Source organism: Streptomyces sp. NBC_00435, assembly GCF_036014235.1.
Classification (GTDB): Bacteria; Actinomycetota; Actinomycetes; order Streptomycetales; family Streptomycetaceae; genus Streptomyces.
On sequence record NZ_CP107924.1, the window covers coordinates 1,550,760 to 1,575,523 of the forward strand.

At 70.3% G+C, this 24,764-nt stretch carries 28 protein-coding genes; 5 read left to right on the plus strand and 23 right to left on the minus strand.

The genetic code is table 11. From position 1 onward, the window contains the following. Positions 1–14 precede the first annotated feature (14 nt). From OG389_RS07015 to OG389_RS07095, 17 genes are all read right to left on the minus strand, one after another. Positions 15–1,499, minus strand: a complete 1,485-nt coding sequence (locus OG389_RS07015; protein ID WP_328297596.1) for an aldehyde dehydrogenase family protein — start codon at positions 1,497–1,499, stop codon at positions 15–17. Positions 1,500–1,547: 48 nt separating this feature from the next. Further along, positions 1,548–2,288: a type 1 glutamine amidotransferase domain-containing protein gene (locus OG389_RS07020; RefSeq protein WP_328297597.1), complete on the minus strand. Its 741-nt coding sequence runs from the start codon at positions 2,286–2,288 to the stop codon at positions 1,548–1,550. 88 nt (positions 2,289–2,376) lie between these two features. Continuing rightward, positions 2,377–3,132, minus strand: a complete 756-nt coding sequence (locus OG389_RS07025; RefSeq protein WP_328297598.1) for a MinD/ParA family ATP-binding protein — start codon at positions 3,130–3,132, stop codon at positions 2,377–2,379. After that, entirely contained in the window at positions 3,132–4,382 is a 1,251-nt protein-coding gene (locus OG389_RS07030; RefSeq protein ID WP_328297599.1) for a PP2C family protein-serine/threonine phosphatase, read from the minus strand. Before OG389_RS07030 ends, OG389_RS07025 begins: the two co-directional genes overlap by 1 nt. Beyond that, entirely contained in the window at positions 4,364–4,828 is a 465-nt protein-coding gene (locus OG389_RS07035) for an ATP-binding protein (RefSeq protein WP_328297600.1), read from the minus strand. The genes OG389_RS07030 and OG389_RS07035 overlap by 19 nt, the downstream gene beginning before the upstream one ends. 5 nt (positions 4,829–4,833) lie before the next feature. Continuing rightward, positions 4,834–5,145, minus strand: a complete 312-nt coding sequence (locus OG389_RS07040) for an STAS domain-containing protein (protein ID WP_328297601.1) — start codon at positions 5,143–5,145, stop codon at positions 4,834–4,836. 48 nt (positions 5,146–5,193) lie between these two features. Further along, complete coding sequence (gene glgX / locus OG389_RS07045) at positions 5,194–7,329, minus strand: glycogen debranching protein GlgX (RefSeq protein ID WP_328297602.1); 2,136 nt, start codon at positions 7,327–7,329, stop codon at positions 5,194–5,196. Then, positions 7,326–7,694 carry an STAS domain-containing protein gene (locus tag OG389_RS07050; protein WP_328297603.1) on the minus strand — a complete coding sequence of 123 codons (369 nt, stop codon included), beginning with the start codon at positions 7,692–7,694 and terminating at the stop codon, positions 7,326–7,328. Before OG389_RS07050 ends, glgX begins: the two co-directional genes overlap by 4 nt. A gap of 35 nt (positions 7,695–7,729) precedes the next feature. Continuing rightward, positions 7,730–9,550 (minus strand): AGE family epimerase/isomerase, encoded by a 1,821-nt coding sequence (locus OG389_RS07055; protein WP_328297604.1) that lies wholly within the window; start codon positions 9,548–9,550, stop codon positions 7,730–7,732. Between the two features lies 1 nt (position 9,551). Further along, complete coding sequence (locus OG389_RS07060; RefSeq protein ID WP_328297605.1) at positions 9,552–10,010, minus strand: VOC family protein; 459 nt, start codon at positions 10,008–10,010, stop codon at positions 9,552–9,554. 8 nt (positions 10,011–10,018) lie between these two features. After that, the gene (locus OG389_RS07065; protein WP_328297606.1) at positions 10,019–10,651 is read right to left on the minus strand and encodes a DJ-1/PfpI family protein; all 633 of its coding nucleotides are present in this window, start codon (positions 10,649–10,651) and stop codon (positions 10,019–10,021) included. Then, the gene (locus OG389_RS07070) at positions 10,644–12,248 is read right to left on the minus strand and encodes a GMC family oxidoreductase (RefSeq protein WP_328297607.1); all 1,605 of its coding nucleotides are present in this window, start codon (positions 12,246–12,248) and stop codon (positions 10,644–10,646) included. The genes OG389_RS07065 and OG389_RS07070 overlap by 8 nt, the downstream gene beginning before the upstream one ends. Positions 12,249–12,259: 11 nt before the next feature. After that, positions 12,260–12,631, minus strand: a complete 372-nt coding sequence (locus tag OG389_RS07075; RefSeq protein ID WP_328297608.1) for a nuclear transport factor 2 family protein — start codon at positions 12,629–12,631, stop codon at positions 12,260–12,262. A 14-nt stretch (positions 12,632–12,645) separates the two neighbouring features. Next, a complete protein-coding gene (locus tag OG389_RS07080) occupies positions 12,646–13,101 on the minus strand; it encodes a nuclear transport factor 2 family protein (protein ID WP_328297609.1) in 456 nt (151 codons plus the stop codon). A gap of 20 nt (positions 13,102–13,121) precedes the next feature. After that, positions 13,122–13,553, minus strand: coding sequence for a nuclear transport factor 2 family protein (locus OG389_RS07085; protein ID WP_328297610.1), 432 nt, complete (start codon positions 13,551–13,553; stop codon positions 13,122–13,124). Between the two features lie 68 nt (positions 13,554–13,621). Next, positions 13,622–15,286, minus strand: a complete 1,665-nt coding sequence (locus tag OG389_RS07090; protein ID WP_328297611.1) for a thiamine pyrophosphate-binding protein — start codon at positions 15,284–15,286, stop codon at positions 13,622–13,624. 34 nt (positions 15,287–15,320) lie between these two features. Next, positions 15,321–16,145, minus strand: a complete 825-nt coding sequence (locus tag OG389_RS07095; protein ID WP_328297612.1) for a type 1 glutamine amidotransferase domain-containing protein — start codon at positions 16,143–16,145, stop codon at positions 15,321–15,323. 264 nt (positions 16,146–16,409) lie between these two features. Here OG389_RS07095 and OG389_RS07100 point away from each other — a divergent pair, with 264 nt between their 5' ends. The 5 genes from OG389_RS07100 (at position 16,410) to OG389_RS07120 (ending at position 19,922) form a co-directional block, all read left to right on the plus strand. Next, positions 16,410–16,682 (plus strand): UBP-type zinc finger domain-containing protein, encoded by a 273-nt coding sequence (locus OG389_RS07100; protein WP_328297613.1) that lies wholly within the window; start codon positions 16,410–16,412, stop codon positions 16,680–16,682. Between the two features lie 113 nt (positions 16,683–16,795). Further along, positions 16,796–18,433, plus strand: a complete 1,638-nt coding sequence (locus OG389_RS07105; RefSeq protein ID WP_328303575.1) for an FAD-dependent oxidoreductase — start codon at positions 16,796–16,798, stop codon at positions 18,431–18,433. Positions 18,434–18,527: 94 nt separating this feature from the next. Beyond that, positions 18,528–19,025: a hypothetical protein gene (locus tag OG389_RS07110; protein ID WP_328297614.1), complete on the plus strand. Its 498-nt coding sequence runs from the start codon at positions 18,528–18,530 to the stop codon at positions 19,023–19,025. 91 nt (positions 19,026–19,116) lie between these two features. Next, positions 19,117–19,446: a putative quinol monooxygenase gene (locus tag OG389_RS07115; RefSeq protein WP_328297615.1), complete on the plus strand. Its 330-nt coding sequence runs from the start codon at positions 19,117–19,119 to the stop codon at positions 19,444–19,446. Further along, positions 19,443–19,922, plus strand: a complete 480-nt coding sequence (locus OG389_RS07120; protein WP_328297616.1) for a group II truncated hemoglobin — start codon at positions 19,443–19,445, stop codon at positions 19,920–19,922. The genes OG389_RS07115 and OG389_RS07120 overlap by 4 nt, the downstream gene beginning before the upstream one ends. A 25-nt stretch (positions 19,923–19,947) precedes the next feature. Here the strand turns inward: OG389_RS07120 and OG389_RS07125 are convergent, their stop codons facing one another. The 6 genes from OG389_RS07125 to OG389_RS07150 form a co-directional block, all read right to left on the minus strand. Next, positions 19,948–20,412 carry a barstar family protein gene (locus OG389_RS07125; protein ID WP_328297617.1) on the minus strand — a complete coding sequence of 155 codons (465 nt, stop codon included), beginning with the start codon at positions 20,410–20,412 and terminating at the stop codon, positions 19,948–19,950. Continuing rightward, positions 20,409–20,894: a ribonuclease domain-containing protein gene (locus tag OG389_RS07130; RefSeq protein ID WP_328297618.1), complete on the minus strand. Its 486-nt coding sequence runs from the start codon at positions 20,892–20,894 to the stop codon at positions 20,409–20,411. The genes OG389_RS07125 and OG389_RS07130 overlap by 4 nt, the downstream gene beginning before the upstream one ends. Positions 20,895–20,943: 49 nt before the next feature. Continuing rightward, positions 20,944–21,168 carry a hypothetical protein gene (locus tag OG389_RS07135; protein ID WP_112452447.1) on the minus strand — a complete coding sequence of 75 codons (225 nt, stop codon included), beginning with the start codon at positions 21,166–21,168 and terminating at the stop codon, positions 20,944–20,946. Positions 21,169–21,304: 136 nt separating this feature from the next. Beyond that, positions 21,305–22,318, minus strand: coding sequence for a sugar-binding transcriptional regulator (locus OG389_RS07140; RefSeq protein WP_328303578.1), 1,014 nt, complete (start codon positions 22,316–22,318; stop codon positions 21,305–21,307). Between the two features lie 124 nt (positions 22,319–22,442). Then, a complete protein-coding gene (gene rpe, locus OG389_RS07145; protein ID WP_328297619.1) occupies positions 22,443–23,129 on the minus strand; it encodes a ribulose-phosphate 3-epimerase in 687 nt (228 codons plus the stop codon). 120 nt (positions 23,130–23,249) lie between these two features. Next, positions 23,250–24,707 (minus strand): RsmB/NOP family class I SAM-dependent RNA methyltransferase, encoded by a 1,458-nt coding sequence (locus OG389_RS07150; protein ID WP_328297620.1) that lies wholly within the window; start codon positions 24,705–24,707, stop codon positions 23,250–23,252. Between the last annotated feature and the right edge of the window lie 57 nt (positions 24,708–24,764).

A 24,764-nucleotide genomic window follows, 5' to 3' on the forward strand; every position in this document is an offset into this window, starting at 1 on the left:
GTGTCGGCCGGGTGTCAGTCCATGCCGATCCAGACCGACTTGGTCTGGGTGTAGCTCTCGAGGGACTCGGGGCCGCACTCGCGCCCGTAGCCGGAGGCCTTGTAGCCGCCGTAGGGCACGGAGGGGTCGTACTGGTTGTAGCAATTGACCCAGACCGTGCCGGCCTTGATCTGCGAGGCGACGCGGTGGGCGCGGCGCAGGTCCTTGGTGTGGACGCCGGCGGCGAGGCCGTACGCGCTGTCGTTGGCGATGCGTACGGCGTCCTCCTCGGTGTCGAAGGGGATGATCGACAGGACGGGTCCGAAGATCTCCTCCTGGGCGATCCGCATGCTGTTGTCGACGCCGGTGAAGATGGTCGGCAGGAAGTACAGGCCTTCGGACGAGGCCCCTTCGGGGGTCCAGCCGGTACCGCCCGTGCGCAGGACGGCGCCTTCCTTCTCGCCGACCTCGATGTACGAGCTGACCTTGTCGAACTGGCCGCGGTGGGCGAGCGGTCCGAAGAGGGTGGCCGGGTCGCGCGGGTCTCCGGGCTTGAGTGCGGCTGCCCGGGTGACGAGCCGTTCGACCATCTCGTCGTGGATCGGGCGCTGGAGGAGCAGCCGCGAGCCGGCCGTGCAGATCTCGCCCTTGTTGTAGTAGATGCCGAAGAAGGCGAGCTCCTCGGCTGCGTCGAGGTCGGCGTCGGCGAAGACGATGTTGGCGGACTTGCCGCCGAGCTCCATCGTCACCTTCTTCAGGGTGCCGGCCGATTTCCGGATGATCGCCTGGCCGACCGAGGTGGAGCCGGTGAAGGCGATCTTGTCGATCCCGGGGTGGCCGGTGAGGGTCTCACCCAGTTCCACGCCCGGACCGGTGATGACGTTCAGCACGCCGTCCGGGATCTCCGCCTCCTGGAACAGCTCCGCGATCTTCAGGGCGGTCAGCGGGGTGGCGGGCGAGGGCTTGTGGACGACCGTGTTCCCGGCCGCGAGGGCGGGGGCGATCTTGGTCATCGACAGCAGCAGCGGGAAGTTGAACGGGGTGATGGCGCAGACCACGCCCAGCGGCTCGCGCAGGGTGTAGGCGAGCTGTCCGCCGGCCGGGGCCCGGGAGGAGCCGTCCACCCGGGTCACGGCGCCGGCGTAGTAGTGCATGAGCTGGGCGGCCATGGGGGCGTCGACCGTGGAGGAGAAGGCGAACGGCTTGCCCATGTCCACCGTCTCCAGCATGGCGATCTCCTCCAGGTCGCGCTCGATGAGCTCACCGACCCGGTTCAGCCGCAGCGCGCGTTCCTGGGCGGACAGTCTGCTCCAGGGGCCTTCCTCGTACGCCCGGCGGGCGGCGGCGACGGCCGCGTCCGCGTCCGCGGCGGCGGCCTGGGCCACCGGCACGATCTCCTGGCCGTCCACGGGGCTTATGTCGGGTTCGGTCCGGCCGTCCCGGGCCGAGACCCAGGTGCCGCCGATGAACAGCTTCCCCGGGTTGGCCAAGGGCTGGTCGCTGAGCGCGCGCTCGGTCATGGCTGTGGCTGCCTTCCGGTGTCGGGTACGAGGAGCAGGGCGCTACCGCTAGCCCTGCGCGAGCTGGCGTAAGAACGTCTCGGCGAGGGCCTTGGAGGAGTACGGGTTCTGGCCGGTGGTGAGCTTGCGGTCGACGACCACGTGCGAATCCCAGATCAGGTCGGCCTTCTCGTAGCGGGCCCCGAGCCGGGTGAGTTCGGCCTCCAGGATCAGCGGGAGGCGGCCGGCCATGTTGGTGACCAGCTCCTCGCTGTGCGAGAAGGCGGTCATCCGGTAGCCCTCGAAGGGCCACTTGCCCTCGCCGTCGCGCAGGGCCAGCAGCGCGGTGTGGCCGTGGCAGACCGTGGCCAGCGGCTTGTCCTGGGCGATGGCCCAGCGCAGGATCTGCGCCAGCTCGTCGGACTTGGGCAGGTCGCCGATGGCGCCGTGACCGCCGCTGATGTAGATGCCGTCGTAGTCGGCGATGTCCTTCTCGCCCAGGGTCTCCAGGGCGATCGGGTTTCTCAGCGCCGGGGTGTTCTCGATGACGCGGCTGTACTCCAGCGCGTTCGCCGTGTCCGCGTCCTTGGAGCCCTGGGGGCGGACCCACTGCAGGAACTGCGGGTCGATGCTGGTCTGGTCGACCGTCGGTGGCCGGCCTGCGATCGTGGCCACGTCCACGGTGTGGCCCGCGGCCTTGAAGAGGGTGTAGGGAACGGCGAATTCCTCGGCCCAGAAACCCGAGGGGTGCTGTTCCCCGTCCAGCAGATGAAGCGTGGCCTTGGCCGTCATGACGACGAGAATCTTCATGACTCTTCTCCTTGTTCTGGATGTGCTGGATACGCCGGATTCGCTGCCGATTCAACACGCCCCCCGCTAGGGGCGTAAGGGGCTGACGTCAGGCCCGTGATACTTCGTCACGTGCGTCCAACGCCGAGATGATGGTGCGGAATTCACCGACCAGTGGGTGGTCGGGGTGCGCTTCGGCGAATATGCGTTCACCGTAGAGGGCGGCCATTTCCGGAACATAGGGAAGGATTCCGGCCAGGGGGGTGCGGTAGACCGCCTCGGCCCGCCGCCGGGCGGCCTCCCGGTCGATTCCCTCCGGCGCCATGCTCATCACCAGGGTCCGGCGGCAGGCGAGCCGGCCGGTCAGGGCGATGGTCTCCTCCACGCCGAGGAGATCGATCCGGTCGGCCCGGGCCATGATCAGGAGTACGTCGGCGCTCGCCATGGCGGTGACCGACTCGTTGTTCAGCCCGGCGTGCGTGTCGAGCAGCAGGACGTCCAGGTCGTGGTGGACGGCCAGCCGGTCGAAGCCCTCGGGCAGCAGCCCCACGTCGTAGCCGGTGGTCATGAGCTCCCGCAGGGCCGCCGTCCCGGTCCGGGCCGGTACGACGTACAGGCCGCCGCCTCCGCGGCCGGTGGCGACCTCCTGGGCGGCGGCCTCGATCTCGCACCGCCCGAGCAGGTAGTCGGCGAGCGAGGGGCCGGGGCCGAGCCGGAAGAGCAGGTCCAGGGTGGGCGACTGGATGTCGGTGTCGATCACCCCCACCCGGCGTCCCGCGCCCGCGATGAGCAGGGCCAGGTTCGCCAGCACCGAGGACTTCCCGGTACCGCCGCGGTACGAGTGCACCACGATGGTCAGGGTCATCAGGCTACCGCCGGCCGGGTCGCGCACGGCCCCCGCGCCGCGCGTGGCCGGTGCAGGGCCAGCATGGTGACGTCGTCGTGCTGTTCGGCCGTTCCGGTGTGTTCGCGTACGGCGGTGTCCATCCGGTCTACCACCTCCCTGCCGCTGACCGGCGGTCCGGACAGCAGCTCCAGCATCCGCGCGTCACCGAGGAAGCCCCCGCTGGGACAGCGGGCCTCCGGCACTCCGTCGGTGAACACGAAGAGCGTGTCGCCAGGGTTCAACTGGGCGTAGCCGAGCGTGTACACGCAGTCCGGAAGCACCCCCACGGCGGGACCCGTGACCTCCAGGGCGAGCGGCTCGCTGCCGTCCGCGGCCAGCAACAGGGGCGGGTTGTGGCCGCCGTTGATGTAGACCAGGGATCCGGTGAGCGGGTCGAGCACGCCGAAGAAGAGGGTGGCGAAGTAGCCCTGCCGCAGGTGGTTGCGGGTCAGGTAGCCGTTGGTGGCGGTGACCGCGTTGAGCAGCGGAGTGGCGCCGACGACCGGGATGCGCCGGCTGTTTCCGGTGCGGCCGGCGGCCACCAGGTGCTGCAGGCCGCTGTTCTCCGCGGTGTGCCGCAGCAGGGAACGGATGAGGGCCATGAAGAGCGCGGCCCCGACCCCCTTGTCGCAGACGTCCGCGACGACGAAGGCAAGGCGGCGGCCGCGGGAGAGCTCGAAGACGTCGTAGAAGTCCCCGGCGACCTGCCGGGCGGGCCGGAAGCACACGTCGATCTCCCAGCCCTCGGGGACCGGTAGCGACTCCGGCAGGAAGCCGGCCTGGATCTCCCGGCCGATCTCCAGTTCCTTCTCGTAGCCCATGAGTTCGGCGCGGGCGTCCGCTTCGCGCAGCGTGCGGCCGAGTCCGGCGCGCTCGGAGCAACTGTGCAACCGGGCCCCGACGAGGGCGGGCAGGAAGGGCGGTACGAGGTAGTCGTGGCCCAGCCGGACGTGTTCCTCCAGGGCGGCGAACTCCGTCACCGTCCAGACGACCACGATGGGGGCCCCGCCCCAGCGGCGCAGCCGGCGCACGGCCGTTCGTACGGACTCCCCGCCTGCCTGGGCCGGGGCGAGCAGTACGTCCGCTTCGGGCAGTTCCTCCAATGGGCCGGTCAGTAGGTCGGCGAGGGTGCGCGGTACCAGTTCCGCACCCATCTCCCCCAGTGCCCGGAGCAGGTCGATGGGCGGCGGCGGGTACTCGTCGAGGATGATCACGGTCGTGGAGGGCATGGGTCAGTCCCCTCAGCCATCACAGTCAGCGTGCTGATGTTGCGGCCGTCCCTGTGTACGTAGGCGAACTCGTCCACGCTGGTCAGTGCGAGGTGGATGCCGAGACCGCCGATCCTGCGCCGCTCGGGCGCGATGTCCGGGTCGGGCGGCAGGCGCCCCCCGACGGGGTCGAATGCCGGTGCGCGGTCCTCCAGGGAGATCCGCACCCGGCCCGGCCCGGAGCGGCCGCGGACGGTGATCCGTCCGTCGCCGCCCCGGTACCCGTGCATCACGATGTTCGTGGCCAGCTCGTCCACCGCCAGCCGGATCCGGTACGCGGCACCCCTGTCGAGGCCCGCCTTCCCGGCCAGCCGAAGGACGAGCGCGGCGATGTCGCCCAGCGCCCCCAGGGTGGCGGGCACTTCCAGCTCGGCGGACGCCCGCGCCGTCTCGACGACGTCACCCATCGGACTCAGTCGTCGGAGAGCAGGATGCTGCGGTCGAGCCCGGCCGTCCGGATGGTCCGGGAGACGGGCTCGATGGCGCCGACCACCTTGATCGTGACGTGGTCCCCCACCTTCTGCTGGGCGAAGACCAGGGAGCGCAGTCCGGCGCTGGCCATGTAGCCGACGCCGGCCATCCTGATCTCGACGGTGCTGGTGCCGTGTCCGGCGGCCTTCTCGATGGTCTGGTGAAAGTCCGGCGCGGTCTTGGCGTCCAGTTCACCCTCCAGCTCGATCACGGTGGTGTCGCCCTCGATGCTCAGGGACACGGAAAGCGGCATGTCAGGTCTCCTTCGGACGTACGGGTTCGCGTGGGTCCGAACTCGTTTCTAGAGCTCGGCGTCGGGCGTGCGGCCGACAAGGATCACGACCGAGCGCGGACCGATCAGGTACTTTCCGGCGTTCTCCAGTTCGAGTTCGGCGCCGGGGGTGCGGATGTCGTACGGGGCCTCGGCCCCGGTGTCCGCGAAGAGGTGCCAGGTGCGGCCGCCCGGGAGGGCGGGCAGTTCCAGGTCGTGCGCTTCCCAGTGGGAGTTCATGGCCACGTACACCACGTCGTCGTCACCGGTGCCGCAGCGGGCCACGGCCAGCAGCCGGCTGTCCGGCGACCAGTCGGGCTGCCAGGCCCGCTCCCCGTGCCAGCTGATGTCGGGCAGCCCGAGGCTGTCGCGGAGCTGGCCGGTGGGGTGGGCGGTGGAGCGCAGCTCGCGGTGGTGCTTGCGGAAGGCGATCATCTCCCGCGTGAACCGGAGCAGTTCGGCGTTCTGGTCGACCTGGTCCCAGTCGAACCAGGACAGTTCGTTGTCCTGGCAGTAGGCGTTGTTGTTGCCCTGCTGGGTCCGCGCCACCTCGTCGCCGGACAGCAGCATCGGGATGCCCTGACTGGTGAAGAGGATGCCCAGGGCGTTCTTCATCTGCCGCAGCCGCAGCGCGTTGACCTCGGGATCGTCGGTCGGCCCCTCGGCGCCGCAGTTCCAGCTGGCGTTGTCGTTCCCGCCGTCGTTGTTGCCCTCGCCGTTGGCCTCGTTGTGCTTGTCGTTGTACGAGACCAGGTCGGCCAGGCTGAAACCGTCGTGCGCGGTCAGGAAGTTGACCGACGCCGAGGTCCCGCGGCTGGAGTACAGGTCGGGCGAACCGGCCACCCGGGTGGCGAGCTCCCCGGTGATCCCCGGGTCGCCCTTGAGGAAGCTGCGCACGGTGTCGCGGTACTTGCCGTTCCACTCCGCCCAGCGGCCGTACGCCGGGAAGTTGCCGACCTCGTAGAGGCCGCCGGCGTCCCAGGCCTCGGCGATGAGCTTGGTGTGCCGCAGGACCGGGTCGTAGGCGAGCAGTTCCAGCAGCGGCGGATTGGGCAGCGGGGTGCCGTCCGCGGAGCGGCCGAGGATGGCCGCCAGGTCGAAGCGGAAACCGTCGATGTGGTAGTCGGCGACCCAGTGGCGCAGGCAGTCGAGTACGTAGTTGCGCACCACGGGGTGGTTGCAGTTGACGGTGTTGCCGGTGCCGCTGAAGTTGAAGTAGTACCCCTCGGGCGTGAGCATGTAGTACGTGGCGTTGTCGAGCCCCTTGAAGGAGATGGTGGGGCCCTGCTCGTTGCCCTCGGCGGTGTGGTTGAAGACGACGTCGAGGATGACCTCGATGCCGGCCGCGTGCAGGTCCTTGATCAGGGTGCGGAACTCGTCGCCCTGCATGCCGTAGCGTCCGGTGGCCGCGTAGCCGGCCTTGGGGGCGAAGAAGGAGACGGTGTTGTAGCCCCAGTAGTCGAAGAGCTGCTCGCCCGTCTCCGGGTTGGTGCGCGGGTTGTCGCTCTCGTCGAACTCGAACACCGGGAGCAGCTCTATGCAGTTGATCCCGAGCTCCTTCAGGTACGGGATCTTCTCGCGCAGCCCCGCGAAGGTGCCTGGGGCGGTGACCCCCGACGAGGGGTGCCGGGTGAAGCCGCGCACGTGGGTCTCGTACACGACGAGGTCCTCGGCGGGGATGCCCAGCGGGGTGTCGTCGCCCCAGTCGAAGTCCTGGAGGCAGACGCGCGAGCGGTACTGGTAGCCGCGGCTGCGGTCCGGCTCCACGCCCCACACGTCCCGGCCGGCGATCAGCCGGGCGTAGGGGTCGGAGAGAACCTGCCGGGCGTCGAAGCGGTGGCCGGTGACGGGGTCGTAGGGGCCGTCGGCCCGGTACCCGTACTCGATGTTCTCGTGGTCCAGGCCGAAGACCGTCATGGCGAAGACGCTGCCGGTGCGGAACTCCTGGGGGAACTCCAGCTCGGCCATCGGCTCGGGCTCTCCGCGCCGGTAGATGACCAGGGTCATGGAGGTGGCCTGGTCGGAGAAGACCGAGAAGCTGACCCCGCCGGGGACCACGTTGGCCCCGAAGGGGAACGGCTTGCCGGCCCGCACGCGGTACCCGCCCACCTCGTGGGTCGGGTACGCGTCGACGCGCAGGGTCTGTTCGGGCGCCGACTCGCTCATCGCGCGGCCCGTGGCGTGGCGCTGGCCTTGGCGGCGGCCTTCGCGGCTGCCGCCTCGGCCTCCCCGGCGGAGAAGAAGTCGAGGAAGCCGGTGGCCGACATGACGAACCGGACTTCCTCGCTCACCCCGTAGAGGGTGACGGCGACCCCGGCGTGCTGGGCCTCGCGGTAGACGACGAGCAGCGTGCGCAGCCCGGCGCTGGAGACGTAGCTGACGGCCGTCAGGTCGATGCGCAGCGGCCTGCCCTCGCGGACCAGCGGCAGCAGTGTCTGCAGCAGCGATCCGGAGGTCTCACTGTTGATCTCGCCGGTGGCGACGAGCACGGTACCCGCCTTGTTGCGGCGTTCCTTCACGTTCAGGGTCATTGCTTTCCCCTCTGAGTGGGGCGCCCCCGTTGGCGCTATTTACTGGTCGGGCGCAGCCGGACCTTGACCTTGACCCGGCCCTGTACGTCGGGCAGGTGGACGGTCAGCTCCTCCGCGTCGAACTCCTCGTACGGCTTCTCGTCGATCTCGACGGACGCGATGCGCACCGAGCCGGCGGGCAGCAGGTCGGGCGAGACGCGCAGCACGCGGTCGGGCAGGTTCGTCGGGTCGGGCTGGAAGTGGAAGTCCATCTCGCGGCCGTTGACGAGCAGGTTGTTGTAGACGGCGGAGAGGTAGCAGAGCTCCGCCGAGTGGTACATGGACATCGAGTGGCTGCCCTTGAGCCGCTCGGTGCCGAGCAGGTACGGAGTACCGCTGGCGAGCACGTTGAAGTAGACGGCACCCTCGTCGTGGTCGAGGAAGAAGGTGTTGTAGAAGGACTGCGCCTGCCGCGCCTCGCGCAGGAAGTCATCGCCGCCGACGGTGCCGTTCAGGATGAGGTAGGCGAGGATCGCCTGCTCCTGCTGCCACCAGGCCTTGCGGTCGTGCCAGGCGAAACGATACGTCTCCTCGTCCCCGGACTTGACCCGCTCGACCACGTCGTACCAGCCGCCGCGCTGGACGTCGCTGCCGACGGCCGGCATGATCTCGCCGATCTTGCGGGCGAGCTCCTCGTAGGCCGGCTTGGCCTTCAGCGAGTTCATCCGCATCAGGTTCCAGGCGATCTTGAGGTTGTGTCCGACGACCGCACGGTTCTGCTGCCAGCTGTGCGCGGTGTCGTGGGACCAGTCGCGGAAGAAGCGCTCCTGGACGAACGGGCTGTTCTTGTAGTCAGGGAACTTGTCCGCGATGGTGTCGAAGGTGTACTCGAGGAAGTCGGCGTACTTCTGCTCGCCGGTCGCCAGGTACAGGTTGATCAGGTACGCGGGCGCGTGGTCGCCCACCGAGTTCCAGTTCTTGCGCTCCGCGTTCTCCCCGAGGGACTCGTGGTCGGCGCTGAAGAGGATCGGGTCGATGTGGGAGTAGTAGCCGCCCTGCTCCGGGTCCTTGAAGAACTTGTCGAACAGCCGGATGGTGGCGTCCGCGTCGTTCTTGATCCGGACGTCACCGGTGACCCGGTAGGTCTGGATCGGGCCGGCCAGGGCGTAGATCTGCTCGTACATCGGGATAGCGTCGTAGTCGTCGGAGAACTCCGAGGTGAACAGCTTGCGTTCGCTGTCCCCGTCGACGCTGATGCCGTGGTACCAGAAGACCACGTCCTCCTCGCTGTCCACGACCCGCATGTGCTTGCGCAGGTACTCGGTGCCGCGCTCGGCGACCTCCAGGTACTCGTCCTTGCCGGTCAGCAGGTAGGCCGAGGCCATGCCGTAGACCAGCCGGGAGATCGTGTCGGTCTCCTGGACATGACTGGCGGTCTTGTCCCCGCCGAGCCGGATCTCGGTGCGGTACTCGGTGAAGTCCACCGGCCCGTCGCCGAACTGGGCCCGCTTGTAGAAGTCGGCCAGCGATTCGATCTGCTTGACCCACCAACTGGGTTCCTCGAAGCGGTAGTCCTCGGCCCCGCGGCCCAGGAACACCAGGCGCTTGGCCTCGAAAAGGCCGCCGCGCTCGGGGTAGTGGACCCCGTAGACGTAGAGGAACCGGCCCGGCGAGAGCATCTCGTCGATGTGCCCGGAGGCGTCGATGTACGGCTCGTCGAGGTTGCGGACCAGCTCGGCGCTGGGGTCCCCGGCCAGCGAGACGTCGAACTCGCGGCCGTCCGAGGTCTTCAGCCGCAGCAGCCGGGACCCGGAGTCGAAGCGGCCGACGTAGCCGGCGATCGTGTCGGAGAAGGAGAAGCTCACGGCATCCGCCATGTCATACACCGTCCTTGTCGTCGTGAGAGCCCATCGGCGCTTGGTCGTCCCCGTGCGCCCGCTCGTCCTCGAATCCCTGGCTGACCTCGACGATCACCCCGTCGGGATCGCGGACCCACACGGTCCGCCACCCGCAGATGAAGTCGTCGAAGTCCAGCGGTCCCAGGGTCACTTCGGCCCCGTCCCCGAGCGTGGCGAGGAACGCGTCCACGTCGTCGGTCTGGAAGGCCAGGTGGCGCATCCGGCCCGGCGCCGCCGGACCGTCGTGGTGGGCCCGGCCGGCGGCCGGCTCGGCGCCCGCCGCGAAGAGCTCCAGGTACACGTCCCCCTGGCGGAGGAAGATGATCCGGGCATCCCCCAGGTCGACCACCCGGGCCCGGGTGAAGCCGAAGTACCGGGTGTAGAACTCCTCGGTGGTCTTCTGGTCGGCGCAGTTCAGGCCCACGTGCGACCAGACCATCGGCCCCATCAGCCGGTGCCCCGCGCGCCCTGTGCACCCCGGGCGGCCCGCCCTGCGGCGATCAGCTCGATGATCCGGCGGGCGAACAGGTGGTGGTGGGCCCCGGTGCGGCCGGTGACCAGGTCGCCGTCGACCACCACGTCCTCGTCCACGTACTCACCGCCCATGTTGCGGACGTCGCCGATGAGGTTGTTGTGGCAGACGACCTTGCGGCCGCGGATCTTGCCCGGGATCGAGGCCGCCAGCCACATGCCGTGGCAGATGATCCCCTTGAGGACGGTCGGCTCCTCGAAGGCCCGGCGCAGCAGCTCCGTCGCCGGGGCCAGTACGTCCACGTCCTCCGTGTACCGCAGCCGGTCGGCCACCATGCCCGAGGGCACGATGATCGCCGCGTAGCCGCGCAGGTCCTCGTCGCTCAGCCCCTCCAGGGACTTCTCGGCGGTGAACGGCGCCCGGTACTCGTGCCCGGAGAAGGTGATGGAGTCGTTGCCCCACAGCCGGGTCAGGAAGTCGACCTCGGCGCCCTCCTCCGCGAAGCGGTGCTGGTAGTAGAAGATCTCCGGCTCGTAGAAGTCGCTCTCGACCAGGACCGCGATCCGGGTCCCGGTCAGGGCGCCCTCGCGCAGGACCACGTCAGACACGGGAGGCCCCCTTCAGGAAGTCCGCGGCGCGCTCGGCGATCATCGCGATGGCGGTGTGGCAGTTGCCCGACGGGACGGCGGGCATCACGCTGGCGTCGACGACGCGCAGGTTCCGTACGCCGTGCACGCGCAGTTCGGGGTCGACGACGGAAAGGTCGTCGATACCCATGCGGCACGAGCCGGCCTGGTGGTGGTAGCTCTCCGACTTCTGCTTCACGAAGGTGCGCAGGTCCTCGTCGGACACGTAGCCGGGGCCGGGCTGGAGCTCCTGCTTGTACCAGGGCGAGAAGGCCGAGGTCGCGAAGATCTCCCGGGCTGTCTTCACGCCCTGCACCATCCGCTCCAGGTCCCACCGGTCACCCAGGTAGTTCGGGTTGATCAGCGGGTGGGCCAGCGGATCGGCGCTCGCGAGCCTGATCCAGCCGCGCGAGACCGGACGTACGACACCGGGCAGGATGGACACCGTGTTGGGGTGGTCCTGGCCGACGATCACGTCGAACGGCACGTGCACGAAGGCGATCTGCAGGTCCGGCGCGGGCAGTCCGGGCCGGGAGGAGAGGAACAGAGCGCTCTCCGACAGGTTCTGCGCGGGCGGCGGAAGTTCCTGGGTGACCTCGGCCATCAGCCCGGTCAGTACGTGGTTGTGGAAGTTCTCGCCGACCCCGGGCAGGGCCACGACCGTCCGGATGCCGTGCTCGCCCAGCTGCCCGGGGTGCCCGATCCCGGAGAGCAGCAGCAGCTTCGGCGACTCGATCGCCCCGGCGGCCACGATCACCTCGCGGCGGGCCCGTACGGTGTGCGCGCCGGGCCCCGGCGCCGTGCTGTGCCCGTCCCGCACGGTCCGCCCCTGGATCTTGGCGGGCGGCGCGAGCTGGACGTACTCGACGCCCGTGCACGTGTCCCCGTCGAAGAGCAGCCGGGTGCTCTGCGCACTGGTGCACAGGGTCAGGTTCGAGCGGTCGAGGGCCGGCTCCAGATAGGCGGCGAGGACACCCTGGCGGCGGCCCTCCGCCACGTCGATGTGGTGCCAGCCGGCGCCGAAGAGCCCGCGCCGCGGGCCGTCGGTGTTGAAGTCGGCGATCTCCTCGTGGCCGAGCTCGACGGCGGCGTCGATGAAGGCGCGGGAGACCGGATTGGGGTTGTGCAGCCCGGCGTTGGTGATCCGCTGCGGGCCGCGGGTGCCGGTGGTCGCGGCGGTGGCGTCCTCCTGGCCCTCCAGCAGGGCGAAGTAGGGCAGTACGTCCTCGTGCGCCCAGCCGGCCGCGCCCTGGTAGGCCCAGTTGTCGAAGTCCGAGGCGTGGCCCCGGATGTGCATCATGATGTAGAGGTTGCTGCTGCCGCCGGGGGCCTTGCCGCGCGGTTCGTAGGTGCGGCGGCCGTCGAGGCCGGGCTGCGGGACGCTGGTGTATCCCCAGTCGACGGGCCCGCCCAGCAGCTTGTACCAGGAGGACGGATCGTCCACCTCGGGAGGGATGCGGCCCGCGCCGGCCTCCAGGACGAGGACGGTGACGTCCGGGTCCTCGGAGAGACGGTTCGCGAGGACGCTCCCCGCGGTGCCGGATCCCACCACGATGTAGTCGTACTCGTCTACGGCCATCACGCGTCCCCTCAGCCCTGCCCGAGCACCTGGAAGGGGACGGTGTCGTGGTAGTTCGCCATGTAGGCGATCTTTCCGTCCACGATCCGGAAGAAGTTCATGACCTCGGCCTCGATGTCCTCCCCCGCGGGGGTGACCGCGGTCAGGTGGGAGACGGCCGCGGCCTTGTCGCCGTCGACGAGGAAGTGCACGGGTTCGTTGCGGAACACCCGGTACATCGTCCCCATCCCCTTCATCATCGACCGCAGCAGCTCCAGGCCCTCGATGTGGCCGGCGAGCTGCTCGTCCATGACCTGGTCCTCGGCGAACAGGTCGCACCAGCTGTCCCAGTCACCGGCGTTGGCGTACTCGTAGTACTTCTGCAAGATCTGCCGTGCGTCCATGGCGCTCATCCCCCCTATCGGTCCCTGCGGGTTCCGTCGGGCGCGAAGGGCGCCCAGAACTGGCTGAAGGCCGTGGCCGAGTCGCCGAACAGACCGTCGTGGCCCTCGACGATCCGGCCGTCCCGCCAGCGCATGAAGTGGAAGACCGGGTAGTCCATCCGCTCGTACGGGGACCGGCTCGACTCGTCGGCTCCGCCGCGCACGGCGACGTTGCGGCAGACGTCCGCACTGCAGTCCTCGCCGACGAGGACCGCCTCGATGTCCATGCGGAAGGTGCCGCCCGTGAGCTTGTGGGTCTGGCCCATCAGCTCCAGGAAGGCGTCCAGGCTCTCGTACCAGCCGGCCAGCGGGTGGTTGCCGGGGACCTGCCAGCGCAGGTCCTCCGCGTAGTACTCCAGGATCCTGGCCCGGTCGCCGGAACCGAGGGCGCGGTACGCCGCCTCGACCCGCTCCCGTGTCACTTCGGTCATCGTCGCTTCTCCTTCGGCGCTCAGAGGGAGGCGGAACCGGGCATGGGCGCCAGCTCGTTGACGGTGTACTGCTGGATCAGCGGCCCGTCGGGGCCGGCGACCACGGTCCAGGTCTGGTCCGCGTCGAAGCCCAGCCACGCACTGCGGGCGGCCGGCGCGTCCCAGATCTTGGCCTGCCAGTTGACGAGGACCCGGACGATCGCCCGGTCCCCCTCGATGACCGGCTCCACCTTCGTGACCGTGTGCACCTCGTCGAAGAAGCGGTGGGTGACCGCCTCGTACCAGCGGCCGAAGCCCTGGTGGCCGAGGAAGGTGTCCTCGGGGACCTTGAACTCCAGGTCCTCGGTGATCAGAGCCAGCACCTGGTCCGGCGGAACGTGCTGGTCCAGCGCGACGTACCACTTGTCGGCGAAGGCGCGGATCGCGTTCTCGGTCAGCCGCTCGGCGGGCATGCGGTCTCCTCCAGTCTGTCCGTACTGCCTGTCCGTACTGTCCGTGCTGCCCCTGCGGGCGCGGTGCGTCAGATCTGTACGTCGACGAGGAACGGTCCGGGGTGGGCGAGCATCCGGCCCACGGCGGCGACCGCCTCGTCGGGCTTCTCCACCCGCATCCCGCCCGCCCCGAGCGACCGGGCCAGCGCGGCGAAGTCGATCTCGGGGTGCGAGAGGTCGAAGGAGCCCGGGAAGCCGTGCTCCGGGATCTCCCGCTCCCGCCAGTACTGGGCGATGTTGTCGTCCAGCAGCCGGTACTTGCGGTTGTTGCAGACCACGAACTTGGCCTCGATGCCGTGCCGGGCCGCGGTCCACAGCGCCTGGTAGGTGTACATGGAACCGCCGTCGCCCGCGAAGCCGACGACGAGCCGGTCCGGGCGGGCGAGCTTGACGCCGACCGCGCCCGGGAAGCCCACCCCGAGCGAACCGCCGCGGGTGAGGTGGTAGTCGCCCGGCCGCTCGGGCGGCAGGTACTTCGTGACCAGCGGGGAGGTGGTCAGCGCCTCGTCGAAGACGATCAGGTCCCCGCCGGTGCGCTCGGCCAGGGTCCGCAGGAAGACCGCCATCGGCGAGCCGGCCGCTTCCTTGGAGTCCATGTCCTCCCGCTCCACCAGGCCCGCCCGCGTCCGCTCCCGGGTCCGCGCGTCCAGCCGCCCGGCGGCCGCCGCCCGCTGGCCGGGGGTGAGCACCCGTTCCAGTACGCCGGCCAGCGCGCGCAGCGCCTGCTTGGGGTCGGCCGCGAGTCCGAGGTCCACCGGGTGGTTCTTGGCGATCTCGTAGGCGTTCAGGTCGATGTGCACGACCCTCGCGCCCGCCCGGAAGGGGCTCTCCAGCTCCGGGAACACCTCGGGGAAGACGTAGGTGCCGACGATGAGCACCCCGTCCGCGCCCCCGATCAGCTCCTTGCTGTGCGGGCCGAACATGTGGCCCGTCTGGCCGCGGCGCAGCGGGTGCGAGGCCGCGATGTTCACCTCGGAGGAGTCGACCTCGTAGACGTCGGCGCCGAGCAGCTCGGCGACGGCGGCGAGTTCGGCCTGCGCCCCGGAGAGCGCGACCCCGTCCCCGACGAGCACGACCGGCCGCTTCGCGGGGGCGAGCAGATCGGCCGCCCGCCCCACGGAGGCCGGGGACGGCGCCACGTCGGTGAGCACCGTGGTGGCGGGGAGCACGGGCTCTGAGTTGAGCTCGTCCAGCACGTCCATCGGCAGCGCCACGAACACCGGGCCGCGCGGCGGGGTCAGGGCGATCTTCACGGCCCGGCGGATGGTGCGCAGTACGGAGTTCCGGTCGGTGACCCGGGTCGCGTACTTGGTCACCGGCTTCGCCATGGCCACCAGGTCGGAGGCCATCTGTGCGTCCATGGCGTCGTAGCGGACCCCCGCGTCACCGGCGACCACGACGAGCGGGGTGTGGCCGCGCAGCGACTGGTAGAGCATGCCGATGCCGTTGCCCAGCCCCACCCCGGAGTGCAGCTGGAGCAGGGCCGCGCCGCCGGTGGCACGGGCGTAGCCGTCGGCGATGCCGGCCGCGACCGTCTCCTGGAGGGCGAGGACGTAGTGGAAGTCCTCCGCCGCGTCGACGGCATCGAGGAATCCCTGTTCCACCGTCCCCGGATTTCCGAACATGATGTTCAGGCCGTCGGCCTTGAACTGGTCGATCAGCCTTTCCCGTCCGGGAGTGGCTTCAGAACTCATCGAATTCCCCCTCCTCTTCCCGCAGGTACCGGAATTACCAGCCGTACCTGGTGAGACCGTTCTCCAGAACTTCCACGATCTTCTGCCCCGTGAGATATGAATCGGGGGTGGAACGGCCGGTCACGAACGGGAAGTCGACGATCACCGAAAGGGGATGACCGAAGTTCCCGATGTACGCCCCGCGCGGTCCGGTCGCATCGCGCAGGATGTACTCCAGCGGGTACGGCGGCGGCCCCATGTTGAAATCGGTACCGAGGAATCCGGTGCCGTCCTTGTAGTCGTACTCCTTGCAGTGCCCGGTCACGTGCTTGCCCCAGATGATGCTGCGGCGGTCGCCCCAGTCCCGGGCGAAGGCCAGGCAGGCGACGCCGTAGCACTCGGCCGCGACGACCTTGCCGGCGTTCTTGAAGGCCAGGATCAGGGCGTGCACGCGCTCGTTGTTGGCGAGGTCGACGATCGGACCGCTGCCGCCGACGACGAGCACCGCGTCGTAGCCGGCGATGTCGGCCTGGAGTTTGTCCAGATCGCGGTGGTACTGCTCCAGCTTGGGCAGGTAGGCCGGGTCACTCGTGTACGGGCGCTCGGGTGCCCACGCCTCGATGTCGAGGGGGGAGTCGAGCCGGCTCGACTGCTCGAACTCCCGGCCCAGCCGGGCGTTCTCCTCGGTGGTGACCGAGCGTCCCAGCGGAGGATCGATGTAGTTCGCGTCGAGGCTCGGCGGGAGAGCGTGGGCACGCTTTCCGGTCGGCGTGGCGAATACGACTTCATAGCCCTGCTCGTCGAACTGGGATACAGGGCCGATCAGTTCCTCGGCCCAGTAACCGTGCTCCGAGACAATGACCAGAATCTTTCTGCTCACGGATTCCTCCAGGCGCCGCCTGTTGTCGTTGGCGTCCCCCACACTGGCCGTGACCGGGGTCCCCGTCAAAGCGCCCGTATGCGACTTCGTGAGGTAGTCGCCCAGGTCATGGGGGCACCTCAGGAAGTCGTCCGGCGATGTCACGAAGTAGCTTCAGGACTACCTGACTTCGGCCGAATCACTGAACCGTCGCCGGGGCCCCGACTTATGGTCTGGACGCCCGTGAATCACGGGTGCGAGCCGCGCGAGAGAGGGACGGGGACGATGACGATGGACCTGTTGTGCACCCACATCGATCGGATACGTCCGGTGAAACCCGGCACCGAGGGCTGCGAGGAATGCCTCGCTTCCGGGGACTCGTGGGTGCACCTGCGGATGTGCCTGAGCTGCGGGCACGTCGGCTGCTGCGACTCCTCGAAGAACCGTCACGCCACCAGGCACTACGGGGTCACCGAGCACCCCATCGCCGCTTCCCACGAGCCGGGCGAGGACTGGGCCTGGTGCTACGCCGACAAGCTGATGCTGGACCCGGCGTGAACGCGGCCCCGGAGCGCGCCGCCGCGCCCGCGAGCACCGCGCCGACGAGCACCACCGCGGCCACCGCCACGGCCGCCGAACGCGCGGAGAACCGCAAGCCCGTCATCCTCGCCGTGGACGACGACCCCCAGGTGCTGCGCGCCGTCCGCCGCGACCTGCGCAGCGCGTACGGCGACCGCTACCGGGTGCTCGGCGCCTCCTCCGCCGCCGATGCCCTCAAGATCCTGGACTCCCTGGACGAACGCGGCCACGACCCGGCGCTCTTCCTCGTCGACCAGCGGATGCCCGACGTCACCGGCGTCGAGTTCCTCCTCGAGGCCGTCTCCCGTTTCCCGGACGCCCGGCGGGTCCTGCTGACGGCGTACGCCGAGACCGACGCGGCCATCACCGCCATCAACCGGGTACGCCTGGACTACTACCTGCTCAAGCCGTGGGACCCGCCGCACGAGCGGCTCTTCCCCGTCCTGGACGACCTGCTGTCGGACTGGCTCGCCGCCTACCGCCCCGCGTACGACGGGATCATCGTCGCGGGCCACCTCGTCTCCCCCGGCACCCACGCCGTCCGGGACTTCTTCACCCGCAACGGCCAGCCGTTCCGCTTCCTCAACGTCGAGCGGGACCCGGAGGCGCTGACCGTGATCGCCGCCGCCCAGCCCGGCGCCGCGCTGCCGCTCGTGCGCTTCCCGGACGGCTCGGTGCTCTCCGCGCCGACCGACACCCAGCTCGCCCAGCGCCTGGGGCTGGCCACCACCGCCTCGCGCCCGCACTACGAGTGCGTCATCGTCGGCGCGGGCCCGGCGGGCCTCGCGGCCGGGGTCTATTCGGCCTCGGAGGGCCTGTCCACCCTCATGCTGGACTCCCGGGCCCCGGGCGGCCAGGCCGGCACCTCCAGCCTGATCGAGAACTACCTCGGCTTCCCCTCGGGCCTCTCCGGCGGCGACCTGACCCGCCGGGCCACCATCCAGGCCGCCCGCTTCGGTGCCGAGATCCTGCACCCGGTCGAGGTGACCTCCCTGACCCGCGACGACCCGGCGAAGATCCTGACCCTGGCGGACGGTACGGAGATCAGCGCCGAGACGGTGCTGCTGGCCACCGGGGTCTCGTACAACCGCCTGGAGGCTCCCGGCGCGGACCGCTTCGAGGGCGCCGGGCTCTACTACGGCGCGGCGACCACGGAGAGCTCGGCGTGCATCTCGCAGCACGTGTTCATCGTGGGCGGGGCCAACTCGGCCGGCCAGGCGGCGGTGCACTTCGCCAAGTACGCGGCCAGGGTCACGATCCTGGTCCGCGCGGCCTCGCTCGACGACAGCATGTCCCGCTACCTGATCGACGAGATCGAGCGCACCCCCAACGTCGAGGTGCGGGTCCGTACGACGGTCGTCCGCCTGCACGGGGAGGACCACCTCGAACGCCTGACCCTGCACGACGCCGTCACCGGCGAGGACAAGGAGGTCCCGGCCCGCTTCATGTTCACCTTCATCGGCGCCCGGCCGCACACGGACTGGCTGGCCGGTGTGGTCGAGCGGGACGAGTACGGCTTCGTCCTCACCGGCTCGGACCTGATATCCAACGGCGGCGAACTCCCGGAGGAATGGAGCCTGGAGCGTGCCCCGTACCCGCTGGAGACCAGCGTCCCCGGCGTCTTCGCGGCGGGGGACGTACGGGCCCACTCGGTCAAGCGGGTCGCCTCGGGCGTGGGCGAGGGTGCCATGGCGGTCTCCCTGATCCACCGCTACCGCTCGATGGGCTGAGGATCGCCCGACGGGCCGAGATGTGGTGGGCCGAGAGCGAACACGGCCCCGGGTCACTTGCGATCAAGCCGGGACCGGACGCACCGTTGATTACATGATTACAACCGAGCAGAACGAACAGCTCCGCTCCTGGTTCGCCGAGCGCCTGCCGGTGGACGTCTACGAGTCGCTCCTCTCGGTCACGGTGGACCGGGAGGAGATCACGGTCGTCGGCGCGGTCCCGGCGGCCGAGTCGGTCGCGGCGTTCCGCGAGCGCACCCGCGAACAGCGGATGGAGGTGGCCCGGGAGGCGGAGGAGCTCTACCGCCGCAAGGTCTCCTGGGCCGTCCGGTCGGGCGAGGAGACGACCCTCTTCACGCACCTCGCGGTCCCTGTCATGACCCGCCTGCGCCAGCCCGAGCGCCAGGTACTCGACACCCTGGTCGCGGGCGGGGTCGCCCGCAGCCGCGCCGACGCGCTGGCCTGGTGCGTCCGCCTGGTCGGACGCAACACCGACACCTGGCTGGCGGACCTGCGCGAGTCCCTGGACCGGGTCCAGCAGGTCCGGGCGGAGGGCCCTGACCTCACCGACTCCCAGAAGTCTGAGTCATAACGGCGAAAGATCCCCCAGCGCCCGCAAGATCGCGCAAGCCTGGCACGGACCAGCGGCGATCAACGCCCGACCCCAGGGAGAGGCCCGCACCATGACCACCACCGTCGAGTACATCCGCTACCGGATCGCATTGGACGACCAGCCCGCCTTCGAGGACGCCTACGTCAGGGCCGCCGAGGCCCTGGCCGCCTCGCCGGAGTGCGTCGAGTACGAACTGGCCCGCTGCGAGGAGGAACCCGAGCGCTACATCCTCCGCATCCGCTGGACCTCGGTCGACGCCCACCTGAACGGATTCCGCAAGGGCGAGCACTTCCCGGCGTTCTTCAGCGCGATCCGCCCGTACGTCACGGCCATCGAGGAAATGCAGCACTACCTCGTCACCCAGGTGGCCGGCCCCGGAAAGGCTTCCACCTCGTCATGAGCAGCACACCCGGTACCACGCCGACCATCTACGAGTGGCTGGGCGGGGCGGAGGCGATGAGCCGCCTCACGGACGCCTTCTACGCCCACGCCCTGCGGGACGAGATCCTGGCCCCGGTCTTCGCCGGCATGGACTCGGAGCACCCCCAGCACGTCGCCGTCTGGCTGTCGGAGGTCTTCGGCGGCCCGAAGGAGTACACCGCGGCCCACGGCGGTCACCAGCACATGGCCACCAAGCACCTGGGCCGCGCCATCACCGAAGGACAGCGCCGCCGCTGGGTGGACCTGCTGATGGACACGGCCGACGAGGTGGGCCTGCCCACCGACCCGGAGTTCCGTGCCGTCTTCGCGTACTACATCGAGTGGGGCACCCGGATGGCCCTGATCTACTCGGGCCCCAACCCGCCCCCGGTCGACGCGGCCGAGATCCCCGTCTGGTCCTGGGGCCGGACCCCGCCCTGGATCCCGAAGGGCTAGGGCACTGGGCGGAGCCCCGGATCCTTCAGCCTCGCCGGCGTTTGAGGCGCGGGGTCCGGGGCGTGGCCCCGGCAGCCGGCCCGGGCCTGGGCTTCTCCTCGGGACCGGGCTCGGGCTTCCGCTCGGGCTCGGGCTCGGCCAGCAGCACGGTCAGGCCGGCCCCGTCGCCCTCGCGCCAGAAGTCCACCGCCTCCTCCAGGATCTCCCGCAGGGTCTCCCAGTCGCCCGGCCGCGCGGCGGCGTACGCACGCCACGAGGTCACCGCCACCAGCCGCCCCGCGGCATCCGGCAGCCACGACAGGTCCCGCAGCGCATCGGCCAGCGCGTCCCAGTTCTCCCCGAAGTACTCCGGCAGCCGCAGCGCGCCCCGGCAGCGCCGCATCAGCTCCGCCTTGCTCCGTACGCCGTCCAGATCGAGCCGTACGGTCGTCCAGCCCGCGGCTTCGGCGGCGGCCACGGCAGGGGCCAGGGGCTGCGGGTCCAGAGTCATCGGAGAACCGCCTTGAAGGTCTCGTAGTGGTCGTCCGTGTAGAAGAACTCCCCGCCCCCACCGGTCACGATCCGCCGGGCCCCGCGGTCCCGCTCACCGGGCGTCTTCACGGTGAACTCGTGGTAGTAACCACGCTTCTGCTGGGGCAGGACCTTCTCGAAATTGCCGAAGACGGTCCCGTCCTGCCGGTACTGGTACGGCCCGCCCTTGTCGATCAGCGCGAGCACTTCCCGGGCCTGCTGCGGCAACGCCGCAGCCCGTACGGTCGCCATCCCCTTCGCCCATCGGGGCGTCGGCACGGCGGAACTCGCCACCCCGCTCGGGGCGACGTCAACGCCGGAGCCGGCACTCGCGCTCGTACTGGTGGCCGCGGCAGGTGCGGGAGTCTTCCCGCTGCAGCCCACCGCACCGACCAGCGCCGCGCAGAGGAACACGACCCTCAGCACACGCAGCAACGATCGGGGCACGTTCCGAAAGATCATGCACCGATCGTGCCAAATATCCGATTCTCCCGCGAATCGCGAGCTGGCTTCAGAGAGCGGCCATCTTGGTGTAGGGACTCAGGATTCGTTTCCGGACCTCCGGCCCGAATTCGACGAGGACAGCGATCCCCTCCTCTACTGCGACGACACGGCCGAGACCGTGCTCGTCGTGAGTAACCCGGTCGCCGACGCTGAAGTGCCGGAGCGGCGCTTCCACGGGGGCCTTGAACGGGCTGGACGGCAAATGGCGGCGAGGTACTGCTGACTTTGTCATTGCACCCAGTATGCGCCCAGCGGGCCCTCGAACGGTCCGCCGTACGGATCTCAATTACGGCACCATCCGCATCAGCGAACATCCCGCGCCCGTGTTTGACCGCCGTCCGTCCGGCCAATCGGACCAATCCGAACAATCACTCGTCGGGGTCGGCCCGCTCCAGTGCCGGCCGCAGCCCGGGCTGCGATTCGGTCAGCAGATAGTCCGCCACGGCCGTGTCGGTGACCAGGCTCGTCACGAGGCCCGAGCGCAGTACCGCGCCGATCGCGGAGGCCTTGCGCAGCCCGCCCGCGATGGCCACGACCTCGGGGATCCGGCGCAGTCGGTCCGCCTCCACCGTGATGCAGCGCTCGCCGAGGTCCCGCCCGACCCGGCGGCCCTCCGCGTCGAAGAGGTGGGCCGACATCTCGGCGGCGACGCCCAGCGAGGCGTAGTGCGCCCGCTCCTCGTCGCTCAGCATGTCGTGGACGGTGGAGATGCCCGGCTCCCAGGACCCGATGGAGACGGCGGCGACCGTCACCTTGTCGAAGTACTCGAAGGCCCGCGCGATCCCCGTCTGGCCGCGCAGGGCGGCCGCCGTGGCCGGATCGGGCAGCAGCATCGGGGCGTAGATGGGGTGGGCGTCGCCGCCCGACACCTGCGCGGCCCTGCGCACGGCCTCCACGGACCCGCGCTCGGCCGTCCCGGCGTCGTACACGCCCGTCAGCTGGACCACGGTGCAGGGAGGCAGCCGGTGCAGGGAGGCGGCCATGTGGATGGTGGAGCGCCCCCACGCGAGGCCCAGTACATCGCCCTCGTTGACGAGCTCGCCCAGCAGATCGGCGGCCACCGCACCCAGGTTCTCCGGGTCCGGCGCGTCCTCGGTGGCGTCCGCCGGGGACTCCACCACCACGGCGTGCCGCAGCCCGTACCGGGCGCGCAGGGCGTCGGAGCGCTCCGCGTCCAGCTCGGCCGGCACCCGGATCTCGATGCGTACGAGGTCGCGCTCCAGAGCGGTCTCCAGGACCCGGGCCACCTTGAAGCGGCTCACGCCGAACTCCTCGGCGATCTGGATCTTGGACTTCCCCTCCAGGTAGAAGCGGCGCGCCATGGCCGCCGCCTGCACCAGCTCCGCGGGTCCCATCCGCAGGGCTGACCGTCCCGCCGACATTGCAGACACCGCGTTCTCCTCACTGCTGTTCACACTCTCGACTCGCCGTTCATCCTGTCAGATCCGACGGCCGTTGATCAGCCTGGACAGCTCCCGTTCACCGAGCTGTTCACCAAGGCTTGGTTCAGTGGTCGCAAGCCCAGGGCGCGGCGGAGATCGCGGCACCCGCCTGCTCACGCAGCGTGCGTACGGCGGCCGCCGGATCGACCGCTCCGTAGACCGCGCTGCCCGCGACGAACACGTCCGCGCCGGCCTCGGCGCACCGCTCGATGGTCGTGGCGGAAACCCCTCCGTCGACCTGGAGCCACAGCTCCAGACCGTGCCTGGTGATCAGCTCACGGGTACGGCGGATCTTGGGCAGCATGATGTCGAGGAAGGGCTGGCCGCCGAAGCCGGGCTCCACCGTCATGATCAGCAGCATGTCGAGCTCGGGAAGGATGTCCTCGTACTGCTCGATGGGCGTCGCCGGCTTCAGCGCCATGGACGCGCGCGCCCCCTTGGCCCTGATCTCGCGCGCCAGCCGCACGGGGGCGGCCGCCGCCTCGGCGTGGAAGGTCACGGAGCCCGCGCCGGCCTCGATGTACTGCGGGGCCCAGCGGTCGGGGTCCTCGATCATGAGGTGCAGATCGAGCGGGATGTCCGTAGCCCGGCTCAGCGACTCCACGACCGGCACGCCGAGCGTGAGGTTCGGGACGAAGTGGTTGTCCATGACGTCGACGTGCAGCCAGTCGGCCCCCTGGACGGCCTTCGCCTCCTCGGCGAGCCGGGCGAAGTCGGCGGACAAGATGCTGGGATTGATCTGAACGGCCATGCCCCAAGCGTGCCATGCCGCCAACGCGTTCCGGCCACTACCCCGGAACTGGGGACGGGCGGGGCCGGGGACCCTCGTGTGCCGCCTCCCCCGCCCCCTCCCCGCCCCCGGCCGCCGCCGCTATCCGGTCCGCCGGATCAGCGCCAGGTACATGGCGTCGGTCCCGTGCAGGTGCGGCCACAGCTGAACGTCCGGGCCGTCCCCCAGCGCCGGCACCCCCTGCATGTACGGCCGCGCGTCGACCAGTTCCGCCTCGAGGGGGGAAGCGCCCGCGCCGCGCCCCTTCAGTACGTCCTCCACGACCACCCGGGTCTCCGCCAGGTGCGGGGAGCAGGTCGCGTAGCCCACGACACCGCCCACCCGGACCGCCGACAGGGCCTCGCGCAGCAGGCCGCGCTGGAGCGGCGCGAAGGCCTCCAGGTCCTCCGGCCGACGGCGCCAGCGCGCCTCGGGGCGGCGGCGCAGCGCGCCCAGGCCCGAGCAGGGCACGTCCATCAGGACCCGGTCGAACGAGCCCGGCAGCCACGGCGGACGGGTCCCGTCCGCCGTGATGACCTGGTACGGGCCGGGGTTGCCGGCGAGCGCCTTCTCGACGAGCCGGGCCCGGTGCGGCTGCTTCTCGGAGGCCAGCAGGAACGCGCCGCGCTGGGCGGCGAGCGCCGCGAGCAGCGCCGCCTTGCCGCCCGGTCCCGCGCAGCCGTCCAGCCACCGCTCGTCGCGGCCCTCGACCGGGACGGCCGCCAGGGCCATCGCCACCAGCTGGCTGCCCTCGTCCTGGACACCGGCGCGGCCGTCGCGCACCGCCTCCAGCGCGCCCGGTTCACCGCCCTCGGCCATCCGGACCGCGTACGGGGACCAGCGCCCCGGCAGCGCCGAGTCCTCGCCGACCGCCTCCAGCAGCTCCTCGGCCGTGGACCGGCCCGGCCGCGCGACCAGCGTGACCTCGGGCCGCTCGTTGTCGGCCTCCAGCAGGTCCTCGATCCCGGCCCGCCCGCCGCCCAGCGAGTCCCACAGGGCGCTGACGACCCACCGCGGGTGCGAATGGAAGACGGCGAGGTGCTCCTCGGCGTCGTCCTCGTACGGCGGCGCCACCTTCTCCAGCCAACCGTCCAGGTCGTGCGCGGAGATCTTCCGCAGCACCGCGTTGACGAACTTCGCCCGCCCGTCCCCGAGGACCACCCGGGCCAGCTCCACGCTCGCGGACACCGCCGCGTGGGTGGGGATCCGGGTGCCCAGCAGCTGGTGCGCGCCGAGCGAGAGCACGTCGAGGACCGGCGGGTCGACCTCGCGCAGCGGCCGGTCGATGCAGGCCTTGATGACCGCGTCGTACGTGCCCTGGCGGCGCAGCGTCCCGTACACCAGCTCGGTGGCCAGCGCCGCGTCACGTGCCTGGAAGGTCTCGTCCTTGCGGGCCTTCTTCAGCAGCGGCGGCAGCACGAGGTTCGCGTAGGCGTCGCGCTCGTCCACCGCCCTCAGCACCTCGAAGGCCAGCATCCGGACGGGGTCCTTCTGGGGCCGCCGGTAGGGCTTGGCCGACTTTGCGGACTTGGCCGGGCGACGGGGGGGCTGTTCGCTCACGTGAAAGGTGCTCCGGGGTTACGTAACGCTGGGGGATGGACCGAAGGGCGAGGATGC